General features: G+C 33.2%; 21 protein-coding genes and 1 tRNA gene. 18 read left to right on the top strand and 4 right to left on the bottom strand.

Going from position 1 to position 24,058, the window contains the following annotated elements; genetic code table 11:
- Positions 1-13 precede the first annotated feature (13 nt).
- The 3 genes from HPY57_09065 to HPY57_09055 all read left to right on the top strand — a co-directional run bounded on the left by HPY57_09065 (position 14) and on the right by HPY57_09055 (position 6,467).
- A complete protein-coding gene (locus tag HPY57_09065) occupies positions 14-1,111 on the top strand; it encodes a Fic family protein (protein ID NPV11924.1) in 1,098 nt (365 codons plus the stop codon).
- Positions 1,112-1,230: 119 nt separating this feature from the next.
- Positions 1,231-3,825 carry an N-6 DNA methylase gene (locus HPY57_09060; GenBank protein ID NPV11923.1) on the top strand — a complete coding sequence of 865 codons (2,595 nt, stop codon included), beginning with the start codon at positions 1,231-1,233 and terminating at the stop codon, positions 3,823-3,825.
- Positions 3,822-6,467, top strand: a complete 2,646-nt coding sequence (locus tag HPY57_09055; protein NPV11922.1) for a hypothetical protein — start codon at positions 3,822-3,824, stop codon at positions 6,465-6,467. Before HPY57_09060 ends, HPY57_09055 begins: the two co-directional genes overlap by 4 nt.
- A gap of 604 nt (positions 6,468-7,071) precedes the next feature.
- Here HPY57_09055 and HPY57_09050 read toward each other — a convergent pair.
- A tRNA-Asp gene (locus HPY57_09050) sits at positions 7,072-7,145 on the bottom strand.
- Positions 7,146-7,593: 448 nt separating this feature from the next.
- Positions 7,594-8,949 (bottom strand): TrpB-like pyridoxal phosphate-dependent enzyme, encoded by a 1,356-nt coding sequence (locus tag HPY57_09045; protein ID NPV11921.1) that lies wholly within the window; start codon positions 8,947-8,949, stop codon positions 7,594-7,596.
- A 319-nt stretch (positions 8,950-9,268) separates the two neighbouring features.
- Here HPY57_09045 and HPY57_09040 point away from each other — a divergent pair, with 319 nt between their 5' ends.
- Complete coding sequence (locus tag HPY57_09040) at positions 9,269-9,496, top strand: hypothetical protein (protein NPV11920.1); 228 nt, start codon at positions 9,269-9,271, stop codon at positions 9,494-9,496.
- Positions 9,497-9,978: 482 nt separating this feature from the next.
- Here HPY57_09040 and hydA read toward each other — a convergent pair whose 3' ends face one another.
- Both hydA and HPY57_09030 read right to left on the bottom strand, forming a co-directional pair.
- Positions 9,979-11,364, bottom strand: coding sequence for a dihydropyrimidinase (hydA, locus tag HPY57_09035; protein ID NPV11919.1), 1,386 nt, complete (start codon positions 11,362-11,364; stop codon positions 9,979-9,981).
- 90 nt (positions 11,365-11,454) lie between these two features.
- Complete coding sequence (locus HPY57_09030) at positions 11,455-11,847, bottom strand: osmotically inducible protein C (GenBank protein NPV11918.1); 393 nt, start codon at positions 11,845-11,847, stop codon at positions 11,455-11,457.
- 349 nt (positions 11,848-12,196) lie between these two features.
- Here HPY57_09030 and HPY57_09025 point away from each other — a divergent pair, with 349 nt between their 5' ends.
- From HPY57_09025 to HPY57_08960, 14 genes are all read left to right on the top strand, one after another.
- On the top strand, positions 12,197-13,327 hold the full coding sequence (locus tag HPY57_09025) for a 4Fe-4S dicluster domain-containing protein (protein ID NPV11917.1): 1,131 nt from the start codon (positions 12,197-12,199) through the stop codon (positions 13,325-13,327).
- Entirely contained in the window at positions 13,328-13,786 is a 459-nt protein-coding gene (locus HPY57_09020) for a cyclic nucleotide-binding domain-containing protein (protein NPV11916.1), read from the top strand. It begins immediately after the preceding gene.
- A 31-nt stretch (positions 13,787-13,817) separates the two neighbouring features.
- Positions 13,818-14,642: an FAD/NAD(P)-binding protein gene (locus tag HPY57_09015; GenBank protein ID NPV11915.1), complete on the top strand. Its 825-nt coding sequence runs from the start codon at positions 13,818-13,820 to the stop codon at positions 14,640-14,642.
- A 2-nt stretch (positions 14,643-14,644) separates the two neighbouring features.
- Positions 14,645-15,430, top strand: a complete 786-nt coding sequence (locus HPY57_09010) for an oxidoreductase (protein ID NPV11914.1) — start codon at positions 14,645-14,647, stop codon at positions 15,428-15,430.
- The gene (locus tag HPY57_09005; protein ID NPV11913.1) at positions 15,420-16,709 is read left to right on the top strand and encodes a Ni/Fe hydrogenase subunit alpha; all 1,290 of its coding nucleotides are present in this window, start codon (positions 15,420-15,422) and stop codon (positions 16,707-16,709) included. The genes HPY57_09010 and HPY57_09005 overlap by 11 nt, the downstream gene beginning before the upstream one ends.
- Positions 16,710-16,723: 14 nt before the next feature.
- Complete coding sequence (locus HPY57_09000) at positions 16,724-17,173, top strand: hydrogenase maturation protease (protein NPV11912.1); 450 nt, start codon at positions 16,724-16,726, stop codon at positions 17,171-17,173.
- 38 nt (positions 17,174-17,211) lie between these two features.
- Positions 17,212-17,712, top strand: a complete 501-nt coding sequence (gene hoxE / locus HPY57_08995; protein NPV11911.1) for a bidirectional hydrogenase complex protein HoxE — start codon at positions 17,212-17,214, stop codon at positions 17,710-17,712.
- Position 17,713: 1 nt separating this feature from the next.
- Positions 17,714-19,309, top strand: coding sequence for an NADH-quinone oxidoreductase subunit NuoF (gene nuoF, locus HPY57_08990; GenBank protein ID NPV11910.1), 1,596 nt, complete (start codon positions 17,714-17,716; stop codon positions 19,307-19,309).
- A gap of 9 nt (positions 19,310-19,318) precedes the next feature.
- Positions 19,319-20,035, top strand: coding sequence for a bidirectional hydrogenase complex protein HoxU (hoxU, locus tag HPY57_08985; protein ID NPV11909.1), 717 nt, complete (start codon positions 19,319-19,321; stop codon positions 20,033-20,035).
- A complete protein-coding gene (locus HPY57_08980) occupies positions 20,023-20,565 on the top strand; it encodes an oxidoreductase (GenBank protein NPV11908.1) in 543 nt (180 codons plus the stop codon). Before hoxU ends, HPY57_08980 begins: the two co-directional genes overlap by 13 nt.
- 36 nt (positions 20,566-20,601) lie before the next feature.
- Positions 20,602-22,026: a Ni/Fe hydrogenase subunit alpha gene (locus HPY57_08975; protein NPV11907.1), complete on the top strand. Its 1,425-nt coding sequence runs from the start codon at positions 20,602-20,604 to the stop codon at positions 22,024-22,026.
- A gap of 186 nt (positions 22,027-22,212) precedes the next feature.
- Entirely contained in the window at positions 22,213-22,692 is a 480-nt protein-coding gene (locus HPY57_08970) for a hydrogenase maturation protease (GenBank protein ID NPV11906.1), read from the top strand.
- A complete protein-coding gene (gene bshB1 / locus HPY57_08965; protein ID NPV11905.1) occupies positions 22,682-23,389 on the top strand; it encodes a bacillithiol biosynthesis deacetylase BshB1 in 708 nt (235 codons plus the stop codon). Before HPY57_08970 ends, bshB1 begins: the two co-directional genes overlap by 11 nt.
- A 51-nt stretch (positions 23,390-23,440) precedes the next feature.
- Positions 23,441-23,998, top strand: a complete 558-nt coding sequence (locus HPY57_08960) for a hydrolase (protein NPV11904.1) — start codon at positions 23,441-23,443, stop codon at positions 23,996-23,998.
- The last annotated feature ends 60 nt before the right edge of the window (positions 23,999-24,058 follow it).

The following is a 24,058-nucleotide window of genomic DNA, read 5'->3' as shown; positions in this document are numbered from 1 at the left end:
AGAATACAAAAAAATGAGTAAACTAAATACGTTACCACCAACTATTGATGTTGAGACTAGAGCGATACTCAAACAACTTTCTCAGGCACATCGTTATCTGGCAGAGTTGAAAGGGATTTCAAAAACAATTCCAAATGAAGCTATCCTGATAAATACACTGCCGTTACTTGAAGCAAAGGATAGCTCTGCCATTGAAAATATTATTACAACGCACGAAGAAATCTATAAAGAAAATCTATTTGAAAATTTTATATCAAATCCCAATGCAAAAGAAGTTCAAAACTACGCTAAAGCTTTGAAAATGGGGTACGATGCTCTAAAAAATAAACAACTTCTTACTAGTAGTATCATCTTAAGTATCCAGGAAATTATAGTTTCTAACAACGCAGGATATAGGAAGCTTCCTGGAACAGAACTTAAAAATACATCCACTGGTGAAACTATATATGTTCCCCCTCAGGATTATGATACAATTGTCCAACTCATGCAGAATCTCGAACAATACATAAATAATGACAACCTTCATCCAGTCGATCCTTTAATTAAAATGGCAATAATTCATTATCAGTTTGAATCAATACACCCCTTCTACGATGGCAACGGAAGAACAGGAAGAATAATTAATATTCTTTATCTTGTCCAGAAAGGTTTGCTTGATTTACCAATACTTTACTTAAGTAGTTACATCATTAAAACGAAAGCTGATTATTATCGCTTGCTTCAGGAAGTAAGAGATAAAGGGAATTGGGAAGATTGGATTTTATATATGCTTAAAGGTATAGAAATTACATCGAAAGGTACAATTTATCTTATCAACGAAATATCAAAACTAATGAAGGAATATAAACATACAATCAGAAGTAAGTATAAATTCTATTCTCAGGATTTACTCAATAACCTTTTTAAACATCCGTATACAAAGATTGAATATTTGCATAAGGATTTGAATATTCATCGACAAACTGCAGCGAGTTATCTGGATAAATTAGCAAAAGGTGGACTGCTTAAGAAAGAAAAAATAGGGAAAAACAACTATTTTATTAACGATCCTTTGTTCCGGTTATTTGCAAACTTTGATTTAACTTCAGAAATATCGTTATCGAAGAGTTAACATGTCGAAAATAATGCAAAATTTCGACATGTTCTGTTTGATATGTCGAAAAAAAACGAAAAGTTCGACATATTTTTTAGATGTGATGAAAAAAGTGAAGTTATTCAAGAGGAGAAGCCATGCTCGACGCTGAAACCAGAAGAAGAATAGACACTGCCCGTGATATACTTGTTGGGAAATTACCTGACCCTAAAAGTCAGGTGGAACAGATTACCATCGCACTGATTTACAAATTTATGGAGGATATGGATAGAGAGGCAGTTGAAATGGGCGGTAAACGGACATTTTTCACGGGTGATTTCGAAAAATACAGCTGGAGCAATATATTTAACCCTCGCCTTGGTGGTCATGAAATGCTCAATTTGTATGCAGAAGCCATTGCACGTATGAGCCAGAACCCAAACCTGCCCGAGCTTTTCCGAAACATTTTTAAAAATGCTTATCTGCCCTATCGCGATCCCGAAATCCTCAAGCTCTTTTTGAAAACAATTAACGAATTCACATATGACCATTCCGAGAGACTTGGAGATGCTTTTGAATATCTGCTTTCGGTTCTTGGAAGTCAGGGTGATGCCGGACAATTTCGCACACCGCGTCATATCATTGATTTTATGGTAGAAATTATCAGCCCAAAGAAAAATGAACTTATCCTTGACCCTGCATGTGGAACGGCTGGTTTTTTAATTTCCTCATACAAATACATTATGCGCGAAAATACTTCTGAAAAATTTCGTTCCAGAAATGGCAATGGAATAGGAAATTTGCTTACTACAGAAGAAAAGAAAAAACTACTCACCAACTTTAAAGGATATGATATTTCTCCAGATTTGGTAAGAATTTCGCTTGTCAATATGTATCTGCATGGATTTGTAAACCCTCAAATTTATGAATATGATACATTGACAAATGAAGAGAGGTGGAACGAATATGCTGATGTTATTCTTGCCAATCCTCCATTTATGACACCAAAGGGAGGTATCAAACCGCATAAAAGGTTCAGTGTACAGAGTAATCGCAGTGAAGTTCTTTTTGTAGATTACATTGCCGAACATCTTACCCCCACGGGGAGAGCTGCAGTGATTGTGCCTGAAGGCATTGTTTTCCAGAGTGCCAGAGCCTATAAACAGCTTCGCAAGATGCTTGTAGAAAATTTTCTTATAGCTGTTGTCTCCCTGCCTGCTGGTGTTTTTAATCCATATTCTGGGGTGAAAACTTCTATCCTTATAATGGACAAAGAACTTGCTAAAAAGACCGATAGCATTTTGTTTGTAAAAATTGAAAACGATGGCTTTGACCTTGGTGCCCAGCGCCGCCCAATTGACAAAAACGATCTGCCCGATGCCCTGCAGGTTATTCGTGAATACATTGATAAAGTAAGAAATGGCAAAGTAGATGAATTTAATGCCGAAGAAAAACCCTGTTCTGCCCTGCTGGTGAAAAAAGAAAAACTTGCCGAAAACGGCGAATACAACCTCACCGGCGATAGATACCGCGTGGTAGAAAGACGCAAACACCAGAAATGGCCAATGGTACGGTTGGGGGAGGTTTTAGAATTATCTGGAAAAGATCGTGTTGGTGAAGAAGAATTACCAATCATGTCAATAACAATGTATAGAGGACTAATCGATCAAGATGAAAAATTTAAAAAGCGTATAGCAAGTAAAAATATTGAAAACTATAAAAAAGTATATAAAGATGAATTAGTAGTAGGCTTCCCCATTGATGAAGGAGTACTTGGTTTTCAAACAAAATATAAAGTAGCTGCTGTAAGTCCTGCATATGATATTTGGAAGTTAAAAGAGCAAGCTAACATCTTCATTCCCTATTTGGAAATAATATTCCGTTCTAAACAAGCACGGGAAATCTATAAATCTAGAATGAGAGGTACAGTAAGTCGTAGAAGAGATATACCAGCTTCAGATTTTCTTGAAATTCAAATCCCCCTTCCGCCACTTGAAGTGCAGCAAGAGATCGTGGCAGAGATAGAGGGCTACCAGAAGATAATCGATGGCTGCAAGCAGGTGATAGACGCATGGAAGCCCGATGTCGAAACCTACCTTGAAGAAGAACTCAAAGCCTACCTTGCCCAGCACCCTGAGAAGCAGGAAGAACTCGCCAATGGCTGGCCAATGGTTAAGCTGGGGGAAGTGTGTGAGAAGATTTCAGATACAATTGAACCAAACAATTTAAAAGGAGAAGTGAAATATATTGGATTAGAACATATTGAATCAAATACTGGGAATTTAATAGGTTCCATTGTAGCTCAATATGAGAATATAAAAAGCACCAAAAATGTATTCCAAGAAAAAGATATTTTATATGGAAAACTTAGGCCTAATTTAAATAAAGTTCATTTAACAAAATTTTCTGGTATCTGTTCCACAGATATTTATGTTTTTAGAACTAAAAAAAATATTAAACCAGAATATCTTGATTGCTTTCTAAGATCAAAAAATTTTAATAAGCAGGTTTTACAAGGATTAGGTGGTGCGCAATTACCAAGGGTTAATTTTAATTACATGGTCAATCTTCAAATTCCCCTTCCGCCCCTTGAAGTCCAGAGCCGTATAGTCGATAAAATCGAATCCGAGCGGAAGGTAATCGACAGCCTGAAGGAAATGATCAAAATCTACAAAGAAAAAATTAAAAAAGTGATTGATAGAGTGTGGGGGGGTATAAAATATAACAAATTATATAAGGAGGTAAACATATGAGCAATTATCCAAAAGGTTCAGAATGGCGTAAATGGGATCTACATCTGCATACGCCATTTACAAAACTCAATAACAAGTATGGCTCTGATATTAATATCTGGGATATTTTTTGTGAAAAGATAGAAGCATCTGACGTTTCAGTTTTTGGTATAACAGATTATTTCTCTTTTGATAATTACTTTATTTTTATAGAAAAGTTCAAAGGGAAATATCCAGACTCAAAAAAAGTATTCTTCCCAAACATTGAATTTAGAATTGATTCAAAAAACAGAAGTGATGAACATATTCAAATACATGTAATTTTTTCTAATGAAATTGATAAAGATAAGTTGGAACAATTTTTAATTAGATTAGAATTAGTTTCAACAGATGATACTGATCTGACAAACAAGTTTTGTACATCTAACGACTTGAGAGAGGTTGGTTATGAAAAGGCTATGGTGAGAATAAAAGACTTAAAAAAGCAGCTAGAAAGAAGTTTTACGATTGACCAGTATTTGATTATAGGAGTTTCCAATGGATATGGCTCACTAAGACCTGGTCCAAATGATGGGAGAGGTGCTGAATATGCAAAAGAAATTGATAAAATATGCCAAGCATTTTTTGGAAATAATGATAATGTGGATTTTTATCTAAATAAAGTTGGAGATCGTGATAAATATAACTTACCTCCCAAAGCAGTATTGAAAGGCTCGGATTGTCATAGTTTTGATGACATAAATAGTAAGTTCGGAAAAGAATTTACCTGGATTAAAGCTGATCCCACTTTTGAAGGATTAAGGCAAATAATTTATGAACCGGAAGAAAGGGTTATGATTCAAGAAAATAATCCAGAATTTAATTTTGACAAGCCGACTTTTTCAAAAATTACTATTACAGATACTATAGAAATATTCCAAGATGAAAAAGTTAAGTTTGATAAAAATGAGATACCATTAAATAAGAATTTGGTGACTATCATTGGGGGAAGGGGAACAGGGAAAAGTTTGCTTTTAAACTACATTGCAAATACTTTTAATAAAAAAATTCTTGCTTATCAGAAAGAAGATAAAACTGTTAAGTTTAGTGATTCAGAGAAATTTTTAATAGAGTGGCAAAAAAATAACACCCCTACGCCAGAAATAATAACTTTTGACTCACAAAATAAAGGAAATTTGGATTTTATCTTTATTGAACAAGGTAAGCTAAAAAACATCTCCGATTTTAGAATTCTATCAAGCGAAATAAAAAAATTATTAAAAATTGAAGATTTGGAATTTGATAAAAGATTAGATATGGAAATAATACAACTATTAGATAGTATTAAAAAACTTAAAGATTGGTTTAAATATGAAAATGAAAAAGGTGAAATGATAAACAGCAAAGAATTTAATAAAACAAAAAAAGAAAACGCAGAAAAATTATTGGAAACTATAACTACAAAAGAAAATAGGCAAAAATTAGAATCTTACACATTAAACATTAAAAAAATTAGCGATTACAAAAATGTTTTATCTGAATTAAACGAATTAAAAGATAGTTTAGAAAAATATCAGACAAACACAAACGAAACTATAAGTAATATTAATTCTAAAATACAAAATGATATAAAAGATATATACATACCACTTATTGAATTTAATGAACAACTTGATGCAATAGAAAAAATGCAAAATAAGTTAAACGAGATTTTACAACAGAAGCAACAAGAAAATTCTAAAATTAAAAAAGAATTCGAAAAACAAGGTTACAAAGGTGACTTAGAAACTCTATTAAGCAATGCCGAAAAATATCAGAAAGACATTCAAGAAGCTAAGTCTAAATTAAGAGAGATTGAAAAGCAGGAGGAACTATTAAGAGAAAAAATAAAGAAAAGAAACGAGCTGGGTGAAAGATTGAAGAATGAATATAATAGACAAAAAAATGAAATTGAAAAGGCATGGAAGAATCTTTTAGAAAAGTTCTCAGACGAACAACAAAGAAAAATTATAGAAAAACTACTAAAAGATAAAGGTATAACTTTTGAGGGTGAAATTTACTTTGATATTAATAAGTTCGACGAAAAATTAAAAGAATACTTAGATCTCAGAACACATAAAAATTTATCAGAAAACCTTGGAATAGAAAAATTAGATAATTATTGGGAATTTATTAAAAATGAATTATCAGAATATATTGAAGGTGAAAAAGAAAAAACAACAAAGAAACCATTAGACGAGTTATTCTTTAATTTAAAAGAGAGAAAAGATTATCTATATGTAATTCCTGAGATAAAATTTATGGATAAAACACTTGACCAGCTGTCCGTTGGCCAAAGAGGAACTCTGTATCTTTTACTTCAATTAGCTACAAATGCTTTTTCTTCTCCACTTATTTTTGATCAACCCGAGGATGATTTGGATAATGAATTTATTACAAAAGAACTTGTTGATTTAATTAAAGAGCTTAAAAAATATAGGCAGATTATAATATCGACTCATAATGCTAATCTCGTTGTAACAGCAGATTCAGAACAGGTCATTGTAGCAAATAATGAAGATGAATGTTTGTCATATTTTTCTGGTTCTCTTGAAAACAAAGATATTATTGAAAATGTATGCAGGATATTAGAAGGGGGTAAAGCTGCATTTGAAAAAAGAAAAAATAAATATGGAGTGAAATAAAATAGTTCCACCCCCTTGAAGTCTAGCAGCGCATCGTCGACAAAACTGAAGCCGCGAGGAAGGTGATAGACAACCTCCGTGATTTGGAGAAATCTTACAAAAAAGAGATAAATCGGGTGATTGACATTGTCTGGACTTTAAATTAAAGCATTTTAATGTCTTAAAATTTCATTATAATAAATGTAAACATATAATCATTAAAGATATGTGATCTAATACCCATCCAAAAAAAAAACTCATTATAATGCACAATAGTACTTACTAAAATTAAAAAAGCAAAAGAAATATAGCTTTTACCTTTAATTTATCTTACTTCAGTTCTTTCCTGTTTAATGGCAACAATTAAGAACCATATCATCTTCACTTTTAATTTTTTTGCAACTACCTATTAAGATAAGTTTATTGCACTCCCCTCCCTCTACCTCCAACCCAGTCCTTGATGTAACTCCCTTATGATGGGACCCATTTTTTTCGATGCGAGCCCATCTTTTTACTCAGCCGCATTCAGAGTGTAAGACATTAGGAATGTTTATAAAATATTTATTCTATTTTTCTTTAAAACTAAAAAGCCCTGTAAATTATTGTTTTACAGGGCTTTAGGAAGCGGGGCCGACGAGACTCGAACTCGCGACCTCCTGCGTGACAGGCAGGCGTTCTAACCAACTGAACTACGACCCCAATCTTTTCAATCTAACGTAATTGCTTATTCGATTTCAAAAGCGATGCAAGTTTACAAAAATTTTTTTATCTAATCAAATTAACATCTCACAAGTTTAAAATCTGCAATTACGAAAAATTCAAACTCTCAAAATTCCAATTATTACAAATCTTGATTCTTTATTTATATAAAATCAATCTTTTGAAAATTAGTGGTTGAATTTCTATGCGTTTTTTCATCTCTAAGATGTCAAATCCAATTCTACAAATAGTCCTAAGATAAGCTTCGAATTCGCTGTAAAGTCCTTGTAATTACTCTATCAGCTAAAATTGAGTTCTCATAAATCGAATATCTTTAAGGTGTTTTCATTAACAATAAATTTAAACAGCCCTGTAAGATTTTAACTTACAGGGCTAAGAACTTTTATGACAAATAAAGTTTATGAATTTTCTTGATAAGAAAAACAGATTAAACTACAGGAACTTCTGCTATGCTCATTTCGATCTGTTTATAATCAAGTTTATTATTTGATAATCTATTTGATAAATAATCATCATATGCCTGAAGATCAAAGTTTCCATGACCACTCAAATTAAATGCAATGACTTTTTTCTCACCAGTTTCTTTGCACTTTAATGCCTCATCAATCGCTACTCTAACAGCGTGTGTCGATTCGGGTGCAGGAATTATCCCTTCAGTTTTAGCAAAAATCAAACCTGCTTCAAAACATTCATTTTGTTCAACTGCTCTCGCTTCAATTAAATTTTTTTCTTTCAGGAAACTCACCGTTGGAGCCATACCGTGATATCTCAATCCGCCCGCATGAATTTTTGGTGGAATAAATGTACTACCAAGCGTATGCATTTTGATCAAAGGAGTTAAGTGAGCTGTATCACCAAAATCATAAGTGTATTTTCCAAGCGTTAGACTTGGGCATGCAGCAGGTTCAACTGCTATAACTTTATAATTTTTATTTTCTCTTAACATTTTTCCAATGAATGGAAAAGTAAAGCCAGCAAAATTACTTCCACCGCCAACACAACCAATTAAAATATCAGGTTCATCATTTGCCAATTCAAATTGTTTCATTGCTTCAAGTCCAATTATTGATTGATGAAGCATCACATGATTTAAAACACTTCCCAGGGAATAATTAGTATCTGAATTTAAAGCTGCAACTTCTACTGCCTCACTTATTGCAACTCCAAGACTACCCGGATGATCAGGATTTTCACTTAATATTTTCTTCCCTGAATTCGTTTCTGTACTGGGACTTGGAATTACTTTTGCACCAAAGCTTTCCATCATAATTTTTCTATACGGTTTTTGATGATAACTCACTTTAACCATAAAGACTTTTACTTCCACACCAAACAATGAGCCGGCAAAAGACAAAGCGGAACCCCACTGACCTGCACCGGTTTCTGTTGTTAACTTTTTTATCCCCTCTAATTTATTATAAAAAACTTGAGCCACAGCGGTATTTGGTTTGTGACTTCCAGTTGGACTCGTACCTTCGTATTTATAATAAATTCTTGCAGGCGTATCTAAGAACTTTTCCAGATTATATGCTCTAATCAAAGGAGTTGGTCTCCAAATTTTGTAAACATCAACTACTTCTTTGGGAATTTCGATATATCTTTCACTACTAACTTCTTGCTTAATCAATTCCATAGGGAAAAGAGGTTTTAAATCATCAGGTGTAATTGGTTGTTTTGTTCCTGGATGAAGTACAGGTGGTAAAGGTTCGGGCAAATCAGCAAGAATGTTGTAATAAAATTTTGGAATATCAGATTCATTTAAAAGAAATTTTTTTGATTCCATAAAATCCTCCAGATTAATTGTTATTGGTTAATTAGTTTTTTGAAAAAAATATGTCGAGATGCGCTTAGCGCAAAGGTGAGTTTTTAGGCCTCAAGGCGAGGCCACCAGGTGAGAGAATTCCAGAAGGAAAGATTAGTTCTTAAAATTTTTGTAAAAAAGATTTTTTGTTTCATCGCAAATGCAAGTTATAAAATTTTTTTAAACAATCAAGAGTTTTAATTTTTTTCTGTTTCAATAAACTTTTTTCTTGAACTCAATAATCAAATTAATCATTTAGTTTATTCAAGTAGGTAAGGATAATAGAATTCTTTTAGGCAAAATGAGTTTTAATTTTTATGCAGAGTCAACTCAGAATGTCAATAATGAAAATATTATCAAGGGTTTAATCAAGGAAATCGAAACGTATTTTGTCGATGGATCATACATAAAAATTAGAGATGTTAATATTGAATATGATAGAGTGAGGATAAGATGTGATATAAATGAAGATGATTTTGAAGAAGTCAATATGATAATCAAGGATTTTTTTCCAGAAAAAGTAGTTTGATGAAAAATACGACCAACTCTTCCCAGACTTAAATGATGAGAATGATCGAGTCATTATAGAGCTTGAAGATTTAACTAATTTGAGAGTTTCATTTTATGAACCTGTGCAGGTCGGAATAGATCCAATAGTATTCAGACTCTCTGATGGCGATATTTCTAGATATGAGGTAATTATAAATTTAGATTTGCAGTTGTGTTTTAATTGGTATTATTTGATAAAGGTAAGGGAATTAAATGAGATGCGATTGAGGATTGCTAAATGGAAGAAGATTAAAATGGATTAGTCATTATCATAATTGCGGAATGGGTCGGGCTTACCAGGTTTGAAAAGTTTAGAGGCAATCCAGTAAGAGACAATAACGATCGAAATGAGTATTAAGAATTCCATAGAACCTCCACTTGAACATAATGAAAAGTAATAAAAATGTAAAGCAATGCCGGATAATGAAAAATATTTTATTAAATGTTAATAGAAAATAAAGCTTAAAGTAATTGTTTATCAAAGCTTTTTCTTTTTATAAACTTTCCATTTCCAGCTTTTCCAATAAACTTATCGCCTTCAATGATAATTTCCCCTTTAGAAATCACTATTTCTGCTTTTCCTGCAGCTTCAATACCTTCAAACATAGAATAATCAATATTCATATGATGATTTGAAACAGAAATTGTCTTTGTAAATTCTGGATCCCAGATAACTATATCTGCATCACTTCCAACTTTTATAGCTCCTTTATTCGGATACATCCCAAAAATTTTTGCTGGATTTGTGGAATTGATCTCTACCCATCTTCTTAAATTAATTCTATTTTGTTTAACACCTTTAAAAGATAACTCCAGGCGATGTTCAATTACAGCTCCACCATTTGGGATTTTTGTAAAATCATCTTTACCAATCATCCTGTCCGATAAATTAAATGGGCAATGATCAGTTGATAATATTTGCAGTACATTCTGACTTAATCCATTCCATAATAATTCTTGATTCCATTTTTCCCTTACTGGCGGAGTAAAAACAAACTTATAATCATCATCATTTCCTTTCGATATATCATCAATACTCAGGTAAAGATATTGAGGACAAGTCTCACCCAACACATCACTTTTTCTTTCCCTTGCCTGCATTATTACTTTCATTCCTTCGAATGAAGAAACATGAACAATGTAAATTGGAATATCGAGTAAAGTCGCATAAGTTATTACTCTATTAATTGCCTCGGCTTCAAGGATTGGCGGTCTTGAGAGTGCATGATACTTCGGAGACTTATAACCCATTGAAAGAGCAAATGCTACCAGTTTATCGATTATAATTCCATTTTCTGCATGGACCATTACAAGCAAATTATATTTCTTTGCAATTTTCATTATTTCAAAAATTTCTCCATCATCTAACATTAATCTATCTGGATAAGCAGTAAAAATTTTAATACTCGTGATCCCATTTTCTACCAAAAACTTAAAATCAGAATCATCAAGAACTGAAAGATCAGTTATTATCATATGAAAAGAATAATCAATAACTGCTTTATCTTTAGCTTTTTCCTGCCATTTTTGGAATGTATCTTTAAGTTTTTCACCCTTAGATTGTGTAGGAAAATCAATAATACTTGTAGTTCCTCCAAATGCAGCGGCAACCGTACCAGTATAAAAATCATCTCTCGATTTAATATCATCAACATAAGGCATATCAAGATGAGTATGAACATCAATTCCGCCGGGGATTACAAATTTTCCTTTTGCATCAATTACTCTATCAGCTGTTTTGAAAATATGCTCACCAACTGAAGCAATTTTATCATTTTCAATAAACACATCACCGATAAATTCATCAGGCGGAGAAATAATTAATCCGTTCTTAATAAGTATTGTCATTTTAGATTCCTTTTTGTAAACAAATTAAAAAAAAGAAGTGGCTTGTAGAAATCTACAAACCACTTAACTATAGGAGAGAACTGATAAGGTTTAAACTGCCTTGACAATTAATTCTGGTGGATTAAGAAGATGCTTCTTGACAGCGCAATTTTCAGCAGCATTAATTACAGCTGCTTTATATTTTTCGGGGAAATCGGGAGGTAGCTTGATCTCAACTTCAATTTTATCAAAAAGTCTCTTTTGAAAATTATAATTCATTTTTTGAATGAGTTTTATTCCATCTGTCGGTATACCACGTGCCTGGCAAAATCCTAAAACATAAATTCCAGCACAGGTTCCAATCGAGGCAAGAAATAAATCAAATGGGGCTGGAGCCGTTCCATCTCCACCAGCTTGAATAGGTTGATCGGTTCTAATCACCTGCCCGTTAAAAATTGCATCTACTTTTTTGTTACCTGAAAAAACAATTTCCATTTCAAACATATTGATCCTTTTTTTATTAATTGGATGCAAATATTAAATGTTAGTTTCAAAAAAAGTTTTTCAATTTTTGCGATTAAAGTTATGAATTAGAAGAAGCTTTAAACAATCTAATATTTTATTGTGGACTTTACCGAAGGAGCTTATCAGTCCAAAAAATTTAATTCTGTTTATTACATTTTTCTTTAATATTTATAATTAACAAGTAGAATTCATATCTAAAAAATTTAATGTTAAAAAATTTCAAATTTGAGAAATAAAATTTCTCAAATTATATTTTAATCGAAATTTTATAGTTTAATATCTGGCATATACATTGCTCAATAAGTAAAAAACCTAATAAAGGTTAGATATGAAAATAATTGACATTTATGAATTTGATAACCTTCTTAATAAACTAAAAGAAAAAGGTTATACAACCGTAGGTCCAACCATTCAAAATGGGGCTATTATTTATTCTGAAATTAATTCAGCGAATGAATTACCAATTGGTTATACCGACACACAAAAGCCTGGTTATTATCGTCTGGAAAAATCAAACAATGGTGCATTCTTTAATTATGTTGTTGGACCTCAATCCTGGAAAAAATTTCTATATCCTCCAGTACAAAAAATTTTTACAGCTTATTATAAAAACAATAAGCTCGAAATCGAAAAAGCTGAAACAAATGAATCGAAATATGCCTTTATAGGTGTTAGGTCCTGTGAAATTAATTCAATTGAAATTCAGGATAGAGTTTTCTTTGGGGGTGAATTTCAAAATAACAGATATAAAAATTTAAGAAAGAATTCTTTGATAGTTGCAGTTAATTGCTCTAAAGCAGAAGGCAATTGTTTTTGTACTTCGATGGGAACTGGTCCGGAAGTCAAATCTGGATATGATATTTTATTAACAGAAATTATAAACGATAAAGAGCACTACTTCTTAATTGAAACAAATAGTGAAAAAGGTTCTGAAATCGTTAATGAATTAAACACGAAAGAAGCAATTGAATCTGATTTACAAAAGAAAAATCAAGTCATTCAAAAAACAATCTCTCAAATTAATAAACATCTCGAAACATATAATTTAAAGGAAACTTTATTAAAAAATCTTGAAAATCCTATCTGGGATGAAATTGCTAAAAGATGTCTGGCTTGTGGAAATTGCACAATGGTTTGTCCAACCTGTTTCTGCATGACTGTTGAAGACTACACAGATCTCCAAAAAACAAAGGCCGAAAGAATACAGAAGTGGGATTCCTGTTTCACGTTAGAATATTCTTACATTCACGGGGGAAGTGTTCGAGTTTCAATTGGAAGTCGATACAGACAATGGTTAACTCATAAACTTGCATCCTGGCACGAACAATTTGGCACCTCTGGATGCGTTGGTTGCGGAAGATGCATTACCTGGTGTCCAGTAGGAATTGACATAACAGAAGAAGCAACAAAATTTATTAAAAGCTCACAATATCAAACTACTTCAAGGGAGGAAATCTAAATGGAATCACTTGAAAAAATTCTTGTTCAACATCCTTTTGTAGAAGGATTACCATCCGAACACATCAGTTTAATAGTTGGCTGTGCAAAAAATGCTGTGTTCGAGCCAGGTAAATATCTCTTTAAAGAAAATGATGAAGCAAACAATTTTTATATAATTCGTTCAGGCAAAGTTGCAATTGAAATTTATTCACCAGAGGTCGGTTCAATAATAATTCAAACCCTTGGTGAAGGTGATATAATCGGATGGTCCTGGATGGTTCCTCCTTACCAGTGGAGATTTGATGCAAGAGCAGTAGAACTTACAAGGGTGATTGAATTAGATGCTACCTGCCTCAGAAACAAATGTGAAAGTGATCCTAGACTAGGTTATGAACTTATGAAACGTGTTGCCAATGTTTTTGAACAACGAATCAATGCAATGAGACTACAGTTACTCGATCTCTATGGTAGAAAATAATTTGTAAAAATGTTCTGGGAAAGGAAAAGCTATGCAGGTAATGTTTCCATCAACTTATAAAGTTCAGAGATTTATAAAAGAAACGCACTATACATTTACGATTGAATTAAAATCTCTTGAGAGCCGAAATGGATTTAGTTTTGAGCCTGGTCAATTTAATATGATTTACATTTTTGGAGTTGGTGAAATTCCAATTTCAATAAGCGGCGATCCAAATAAGAGTGGAATTCTTGTTCACACAACCAGAGCAGTTGGAACAGTTACCAAGCAAATGGCTAAGTTAAAAAAAGATGATATTGTTGGTATTCGAGGTCCATTTGGTAAGCCCTGGCCTGTCAAAGAAGCAATTGGTAATGATGTTCTTTTAGTCGCTGGTGGTATTGGATTGGCTCCATTAAGACCAGTGATCTATCACCTTCTTTCAAATCGTGAATATTATGGAAGAATAATTCTACTCTACGGCGCAAGAACTCCACAGGATATACTTTATCGAAAAGAATTAGAAAAATTAAGATCACGACTGGATATTGATATAATTGTAACCGTCGATCGTGCAGTAAAAAATTGGACAGGAAATGTGGGAGTTGTAACGACTTTAATCCCCCGAGCTCCATTTGATCCATTAAATACAATTGCAATGATTTGTGGTCCTGAAATTATGATGAGATACACAATAGTTGAGCTCATTAAAAGAGGACTCTCAAAAGAAAATATTTATGTTTCGATGGAAAGAAATATGAAATGCGGTGTTGGTTTCTGCGGCCATTGCCAATATGGTACAGAATTCGTTTGCAAAGATGGTCCCGTTTTTAATTACAAAGAAATCGAACATCTTTTTGGAAAAAGAGAGATATAATTATGGCAGCAACAAAAAACAAAAAACCCAAATTAGCAGTATGGAAATTTGCATCTTGTGATGGGTGTCAACTAAGCCTTCTCGATTGCGAAGATGAATTACTTCAAGTAGCCGAGATTGTGGAAATTGCAAATTTCCCCGAAGCATCAAGAGCAATACAATCAGGTCCATATGATATTTCACTTGTCGAAGGGTCAATAACAACTCCACATGATGCTGAAAGAATTCACAAAATAAGAAGGCAATCAAAAGTATTAATAACAATTGGAGCCTGTGCAACTGCCGGAGGAATTCAGGCACTTAGAAATTTTAAGGATGTTCGAGAATTTATAAATATTGTTTACGCAAATCCAAAATTTATCTCAACACTTCAAAATTCTACTCCCATTTCTTACCATGTCTATGTTGATTATGAATTGCGTGGATGTCCAATAAACAAATATCAATTACTTGAAGTCTTAAATGCATTTATTAATAATCGAAAGCCAAATATTCCAAACACAAGTGTTTGTATTGAATGCAAACGAAAAGGAATAACCTGTGTAATGGTAGCCGAAGGTAAAGTTTGCTTGGGCCCTGTCACTCATGCTGGCTGCAATGCTTTATGCCCAACATATAATCGTGGATGTTTTGGATGTTATGGACCAAAAGAAGGATCAAATACCTCTTCTCTTTCTAATCAATTTGAAGAAATGGGGTTATCAAATTACGATATTGTAAGAACCTTTAGAGGTTTTAACGCATACTCAGATGCATTCCGCAAGGAGAGTGAAGCATATGAAAAGTAAAACAATTAAAGTTGATTACCTTGCCCGTGTTGAAGGCGAAGGTTCACTAGTTGTAAACATAAAAGGCAATAAGATAAAAGATTTAAAATTTAAAATTTTTGAACCGCCAAGATTTTTCGAAGCATTTCTAATTGGAAGGCATTACACCGAAGCTCCTGACATTACTGCAAGAATTTGTGGAATCTGCCCAATTGCATATCAAATGAGTTCAGTTCATGCAATGGAAAGAATCGCAGGAGTTAAGATAGAAGGACCTATTCGAGATTTAAGAAGATTAATCTATTGTGGTGAGTGGATAGAAAGTCATGTACTTCATATTTATTTGCTTCACGCTCCAGACTTTCTCGGTTATGAAGATGCACTACAAATTGCTAAAGATCATCCCGATGTAGTTAAGAAAGCTCTTGAACTTAAGAAAATTGGAAATGATATTGTAAATCTTCTGGGAGGAAGAGAAATTCATCCAATAAATGTGCGGGTAGGTGGTTTCTACAGCATCCCGTCAAAAAATGAATTCCTCCTCTTACTGGAACGACTGAAGTGGGCACGAGATGCTGCTTTAGAAACAGTGCGGTGGGCTGCTTCTCTTCCTTTCCCAGATTTTGATTTTGATTACGAGTTTGTCGCTCTTCGACATCCTGATGAATATCCATTTAATGAAGGAAGACTTGTTTCAAACAAAGGACTTGATATTGATATTTCAGAATATGAAAACAATTTCTTCGAAGAACACATTGCTCATTCAAATGCATTGCATTCGGTTAATAAAAAAGGTGAACCATACTTTGTAGGACCTCTTGCAAGATTTAATTTAAACTTTGATAAACTCTCTCCGCTTGCTCAGGAAATTTCAAAAGAAGTTGGCTTCCTTCCGCCGGTTACAAATCCATTTAAGAGCATAATTGCAAGGGCAGTTGAAACTGTCTACGCTTGCGATGAAGCAATCAGAATTATTGATAATATGGATTGGAATACAAAACCCTATATTGACTTTGAAATGCCTGGAGGTATTGGCTACGGCTGCACGGAAGCGCCGAGAGGAATTTTGTATCATAGATATAAAGTTGGTCCAGATGGTTTGATACAATCCGCTAAAATTGTTCCTCCAACATCTCAAAATCAAAAACAAATTGAACGCGATCTTTACGAATTTGTAAATAAATACATCAATCTCCCCAAAAATGAATTACAATGGAAATTAGAACAGGCAATTCGTAATTACGACCCCTGCATTTCCTGTGCAACTCACTTTTTGAAAATCGAATTTATTCAAGAATGAAATAAAATTGTTTTATGCGGCAAAAAATTATAGGGATTGGTAATGAATTCAGATCTGATGATGCAGTGGGTCTTATCGTAGCCCGCAAATTAAAAGAACTCTATCCGGATTTTGATATAATTGAAAGTGATGGAAATGGTACTGATTTATTAAACTACTTTCAGAATTACGATAAACTCATCATTATTGACGCTGCCATTTCAGAAAATCCTGAAGATATTGGGCGAATAAAAGAGATAAAAGTTACAGATGATTTAGATTTCTCCGAGATAAACCTATTTTCATCTCATGCTTTTAGTTTATTAAGTGCATTAAGATTAGCTAAACAATTAAATATTCTACCAAAGGAATTATATCTTTACTTAATTTTTTCAAGTAATTTTTCTTTTGGTCAAGAAATTTCTCAAAAGGTTAAAGAAGCTTCAGAGAAAATTTTGGATATTATTATTAAAAAACACTTTTAATATATTAACCTCAAATCTCTGACAAATCTGGAATTCATATGGAACCTGCAGTTAAAAACAAAACAAAATCTACCGAACAAACTGACAATCGATTAAAATTTTTAAACGCCGCATTAAAGAAAAATCTTTACCAACCCGATGCTTTGATTGAAATTCTTCATACAGCTCAAGAGCTATTTGGATACTTAAGCAGAGAAACACTTGAATATATAACAAGAGAACTTAAACTTCCCCCGAGTAAAGTTTATGGTGTTGCAACATTTTATAATTTCTTTTCTCTAAAGCCTAAAGGAGAACATACCTGCATAGTTTGTATGGGGACTGCTTGTTATGTGAAAGGTGCAGCTGAACTTCTTTCTGAAATGGAAAAATTCCTGAACATAAAGGCTGGTGAAACTACTCCAGACGGCAAGGTTTCAATTGCAACTGCAAGATGTATTGGAACCTGTGGCAGTGCACCAGCCATAATCTATGATAATCAAGTTGCTGCCTATCAAACAAAAGAAACTGTCATAAAAAAATTAAAGGAATGGTTATAATATGGATCTTGCAGAATTATTAGAAATCTCTGAAAAAGAGAGAAGAAAAAAGAAGCCACTGGAAATACACTGCTGTGTTGCTGCAAGCTGTGTTTCTTCTAATTCTCAATCAATTAAAGATAAGCTAACTGAAATTTTAAGAAATCAAAATTTAGCCGATAAGGTTGATGTTATAGGCGTTGGGTGTTTAGGATTATGCAGCAAAGGTCCTTTACTTAGAAATTCTCAAAGCGGTGAATTTTATTGTAATGTTTCCTTAGATAATGTTGAAGAAATCCTCAAAGATTTAAAAGGCGAAAAATGCAGAATTGAAAAGATTTCACCAGATGATCCATTTTACAAAAAACAGATGCACATAGTTTTAGAAAATTCTGGTAAAATCGATCCTGAAAGTATCGAATCTTATATAGCCAACGGCGGATATATTACTCTTTATCAAGTTCTTCATGAGATGACACCTCAAGAAGTAATCGAGGAAATTACCAAAAGTGGTTTAAGAGGACGCGGAGGTGCTGGTTATCCAACTGGACTAAAATGGTCATTAGTTGCAAAATCGGTAGCAGAAAAAAAATTTGTTGTTTGTAACGCTGATGAAGGAGATCCGGGTGCATTTATGGATAGAAGTGTTCTTGAAAGCGATCCACACAAAATAATTGAAGGGATGACTATTGCAGCTTATGCTGTTGGTGCTCAGCAGGGTTACATTTATATCCGTGGAGAATATCCTCTTGCAATTAGTAGACTACAAACAGCAATTCGTCAAGCAAAGAAATATGGCTTACTCGGTAGCCAGATTTTTGAAGCAAATTTTGACTTCAAAATTGATTTAAGAATTGGTGCCGGTGCTTTTGTTTGCGGTGAAGAGACAGCTTTAATGCAATCAATTGAAGGTAAGAGAGGGACTCCTTATCCACGACCACCCTACCCTGCTGAATATGGATTGTGGGGATATCCAACTTTAATTAATAATGTCGAAACTTTTGCTAATGTTGTTCCAATTATCAGAAATGGAAGTGAATGGTTTTCAAAAATTGGAACTGAAAATTCAAAGGGAACCAAAGTTTTTGCTTTAGCTGGTAAAATTGCAAGGACAGGTTTGATTGAAGTACCAATGGGAACGACTTTAAGAGAAATTGTTGAAGAAATCGGTGGAGGTGTACCAAACAAAGGCAAGATAAAAGCTATCCAAACTGGTGGTCCTTCAGGCGGATGCATTCCAGCAAGTAAACTTGATACACCAGTTGATTACGAATCATTAATAGAACTTGGTTCAATGATGGGCTCTGGTGGAATGATTGTAATGGATGAAAATACAAACATGGTCGAAGTTGCTAAGTTCTTTATGGAGTTCAGTAAAGATGAGTCGTGTGGTAAATGTATTCCTTGCAGAGCCGGAACGTATGAAATCCATAATATTTTATCCAAGATATTAAATGGTGAAGCTACTCAATACGATTTCGAAAAATTGAAATTACTTTGCAAAATGGTAAAAGAAACCAGTCTATGTGGATTAGGTCAATCAGCACCAAATCCTGTTTTAAGTACAATTATGAATTTCGAAGACGAATATTTAAGTCTCTTAAAAGAAGATATTTAGAGGTAAAAAATGTCTGTAAAAACTTTTTCTATTGACGGAAAAGTCATAAGCGCTAAAGAAGGCCAAACTATTCTTGAAGCAGCTAGAGATGCCGGAATTTTTATCCCAACACTTTGCCATTTCCCGGGTCTAACCAACGTAGGTGCATGTCGTTTATGTCTTGTTGAAGTTTCTAATTCATCAAAACTTCAACCTGCTTGCACCACAAAAGTATCTGAAGGTATGGAAGTAAGGTCCAATAGTGAAAAATTAAAAGAGTATCGTAAGCTCATTATTGAGCTGTTGTTATCAGAAAGAAATCATCAATGTTCAGTTTGTGTTGCAAATGGGAATTGCGAGCTTCAAAATTTAGCTATGACTTTAGGTGTTGACCATGTAAGATTCGATTTTAGATTTCCCAATTTACCTGTTGATATCTCTCATGAGTTATTCGGAATAGATCATAATCGATGTATTCTCTGTACAAGATGTGTTAGAGTCTGTGACGAAATAGAAGGAGCTCATACCTGGGATGTTGCAAACAGAGGCGCAAATGCAATAGTAATAACAGATATGAACCAGCCCTGGGGTGAATCGGAAAGTTGTACATCTTGTGGTAAATGCGTGCTTGTTTGTCCAACTGGTGCGTTGTTTAAGCGAGGTGTCTCAGTAGCCGAGCTTCAGAAAGATAAAAGTCATCTCGAATTTATAATTCAGGCGAGGGTAAAGAAACAATGGATAAGATAAAATTCGCTACAGTCTGGCTTGCAGGTTGCTCCGGTTGCCATATGTCTTTTTTAGACTTAGATGAATGGTTAATCGACTTGTCTGAAAAAGTTGAATTGGTTTTTAGTCCCTTTATGGATAATAAAGATTATCCAGATGGTGTTGATCTATGTTTGATTGAAGGAGCAGTTGCAAATGAAGAAAATTATCATTTCTTAAAAGAAATAAGAAAAAAAACTAAAACGCTTGTATCTTTTGGTGATTGCGCTTTGAATGGTAATGTTACTGCTTTAAGAAATTTACATGGAAAGGCAGATAAATCTTTAGAACTTAGCTACAAAAAGTTGGTAAACCTTAACAACATCTCTGAATTTGATTACAACTCAATCTCAAAATTACTCGACAGAGTAAGACCTTTGCATGAGATAGTAAAAATTGACTACTTCTTACCTGGTTGTCCACCTGATGCAGCAAGAATTAAATTTCTTCTTGAAAAATTAATTAATAACGAAGTTCCCGAGCTTCAAGGTCAATTTTTAAAGAATGGATAAAAATATTTCGAGGAATAAACTAGTGGTAAATGTTTTATGAAAAAGCAAATTATCATTGAACCTGTTACAAGAGTTGAAGGTCACGCAAAAATTTCACTTTATCTTGATGATTTAGGTGAAGTGGTAGATGCAAGATTTCATGTGAATGAGTTTAGAGGTTTCGAACAATTTTGCATTGGTAGACCATTTAGAGAAATGCCCAGTTTAACAGCAAGAATATGTGGTATATGTCCTGTCAGTCATATTTTGGCTTCATCAAAAGCTTGCGATAACATTCTTTCTGTTGATATTCCTGCACCAGCAGAAAAATTACGAAGACTAATGAATCTTGCACAAATTATACAATCACACGCATTAAGCTTTTTCCACTTGAGTTCACCTGATCTAATTCTTGGATGGGATACACCAAAAGAAAAAAGAAATATTTTTGGCTTAATTAAAGAAAATCCTGAATTGGCAAGGAATGGAATTCGATTAAGACAATTCGGTCAGGAAATTATCGAAATCTTAGGTGGAAAAAAGATTCATCCTTCCTGGTCAATTGCTGGTGGCGTAAGAAGCAGCCTTACACAAGATTCAATTAATTACATCAAATCACGATTACCTGAAGCGCTTGAAATTGCTAAAAGTGCTTTAAAGCTTTTCAAATCGAAAATTAAAAGTTTCGAAAGTGAATTTTACACGTTTGGTAACTTCTTAACATATTATATGGGTTTGGTTGATAAAGAAGGAAATTGGGAACATTACGATGGCTTGATAAGAATTGTTGATAGTATGGGTAATATAATAGCAGACAATTTAGACCCAAATAATTATCAAGATTTTATCGGCGAGGCTGTGGAAGAATGGTCTTATCTAAAGTTCCCATATTATAAACCTCTCGGTTATCCAGCGGGCATTTATAGAGTTGGTCCACTGGCTCGCTTAAATATTTGCAAAGAAATTGGCACTGAAATCGCAGATAAAGAATTAATTGCATTTAGGAAATTTGGTTCTGGTTCGGTTAATTCTGCATTCTTTTATCATTATGCAAGATTGATTGAAATTATTGCAAGTATCGAAAAAATTTTTATGATGATAGACGATCCTGATTTAAAATCAAGCAAATTAAAAGCTCGTGCTGGTGTGAATAGATCAGAAGCGGTTGGTTGCAGTGAAGCTCCTCGTGGGATTTTATTCCATCATTATAAAGTTGATGATGATGGTTTGATTACATTTGTCAATTTAATCATTGCTACTGGTCAGAATAACCTGGCTATGAATAGAACCATCTTGCAAATAGCAAGAAATTTTATTCATGGTTTTGATATTCCTGAACCATTACTTAATAAAATAGAAGCTGGAATTCGCGCATACGATCCTTGCTTGAGTTGCTCTACTCATGCATTTGGTTCAATGCCGATTAAAATTCAATTAATTGACAAAAATGGTAATGTGATATCTGAAAAAGTTAGAAATTAAATCCTCATCAATTTTTTATGAAAATCTTTAGTCAGCCTTCAAGGGCTGACTTGTTTTTTTAAATATTCACTTTGCTCTTTACTTCAATTTGAAATCTTTTAAAAATCATTCAGTCATTATTAGAACCTGGATTATTTATAATTAACTTTATTTATATTTTGAACAGGAATTATTAGTCATTCTAAGATGAAGAAAAAGACATTATTAATCTGTATTGGGAATGAAATTCGTTCAGATGATGGAGTTGCCATTCATCTTGCTAAAGAATTAGGAAAGTATGAATTACAGGAAACTGAAATTTACACCTCTCATCAATTACTTCCGGAATTAAGCGAGAAAATTTCGAACTATGATCAGGTGATATTTATTGATGCATCAATAGATGAAAAAAATAAAGTTGAGTTAATAAAGATTGAAAATAAAAATGACTATACCGATTTAAGCACATTTCATTTTTTATCACCAGAAGTAATTTTAGGTTTTGCCGAAAAATTATTTAATAAAAAGCAAGACGCTTATCTTCTTAAAATCCCGGTCATTGATTTCAAATTTGGCACAGAACTCCATCCTGAAACTAAATCCAAAATGCTCGAAGCAATTAACATTTTAATGGATTTTTTAACTTGCAATAAAAATGGGAAACAAAATGAAACAAATCAGACTTGACATTCTTGCTTTCGGCGCTCATCCAGATGATGTTGAACTTTCAATGGGCGGAACAATCATTTCATTAGTTGAAAAAGGTTTTAAGGTTGGGATAATTGATTTGAGTCAAGGTGAATTAAGTTCAAGAGGAACACTCGAAATAAGAAAAAAAGAAACAGAAAAAGCCAGCAAAATTTTAGGAATTCATTATCGTGAAAATTTGAAATTAAAAGATGGTGAAATTCAACTCGATAAAAATTCAATTTCAAAAGTTGTTGATGTAATCAGAAAATTCAGACCCAAAATAGTTTTTGCTCCACATTTTATTGATCGTCATCCAGATCATGAAAATTCAGCTCAATTAATTAAAGAAGCTTGTTTCTTTGCTGGATTAAAGAAATATCAAACAAAAAATTCTTTCCAACCATTTCGACCAAATAAAATATTTTATTTTATGCAAACTTATCCTTTTGAACCAACATTTATTTATGATATTTCTCCCTATTTTGATTTAAAGATGGAAGCGGTACTTGCTTATTCAAGTCAATTTTATAATCCCCAATCAAAAGAACCCGAAACCTTTATTTCGAGACCTGAATTTTTGAACTACTTAAAAGCACGAGCTGAATTTTATGGGTTTCAGATCGGGAAACAATATGGAGAACCATTTTACTGCGAAGAAAAAATCGAATTCGATTTTAGCCCTTATTTAAAATGATATAAATATTTATTTCAAAACATCACTTACAAAATTTTAATTGGAGGCGAGATGATTAGAAATCCAAAAATTCTAAACAAGTCCAGAACCGCTTTACTTATTATTGATGTACAAGAGAGAATTCTAAAAGTGATGCGTAATCACGAACAATTAGTTGAAAATATAAATAAGCTTATCAATGGATTTAAGATTCTCAAACTTCCAATTTTTTACACCGAACAATATCCCAAAGGTTTAGGACCAACTACTGAATTAATTCTTCACAACCTTCAACCACACGAGGCAATTCAAAAACTTACTTTCAGTTGTTATGGCGCCGAAAACCTTTTTTATCAATTAAGGGAGAAAAAGTTAGATCAAATTGTTGTTTGTGGAATTGAGTCACATGTATGTGTAATGCAAACAGTTCTGGACCTACTCGCCAATGGTTTTCAAGTAAATGTTCCGGTCGATGCAATTTCCTCTCGAAAAGAAGCAGATTACAATGCAGCACTAATGAGGTTTAGTAACGAAGGAGCAATTATCACTTCAACCGAATCTGTTCTATTCGAATTGCTCGAAGAATGCAGGTCAGATGAATTCAAAGCAATTTCAAAACTTGTTAAGTAGAAACTTTTATTCAAATTCACTTTGTTAGAATGATGTAATTTAATCAATAACTAAATCATA

This window comes from Ignavibacteria bacterium, assembly GCA_013177855.1.
GTDB lineage: Bacteria > Bacteroidota > Ignavibacteria > Ch128b > Ch128b > Ch128b.
Note: the sequence above shows the minus strand (reverse complement) of the source record. Positions and strands in the feature narration are given on the sequence as shown.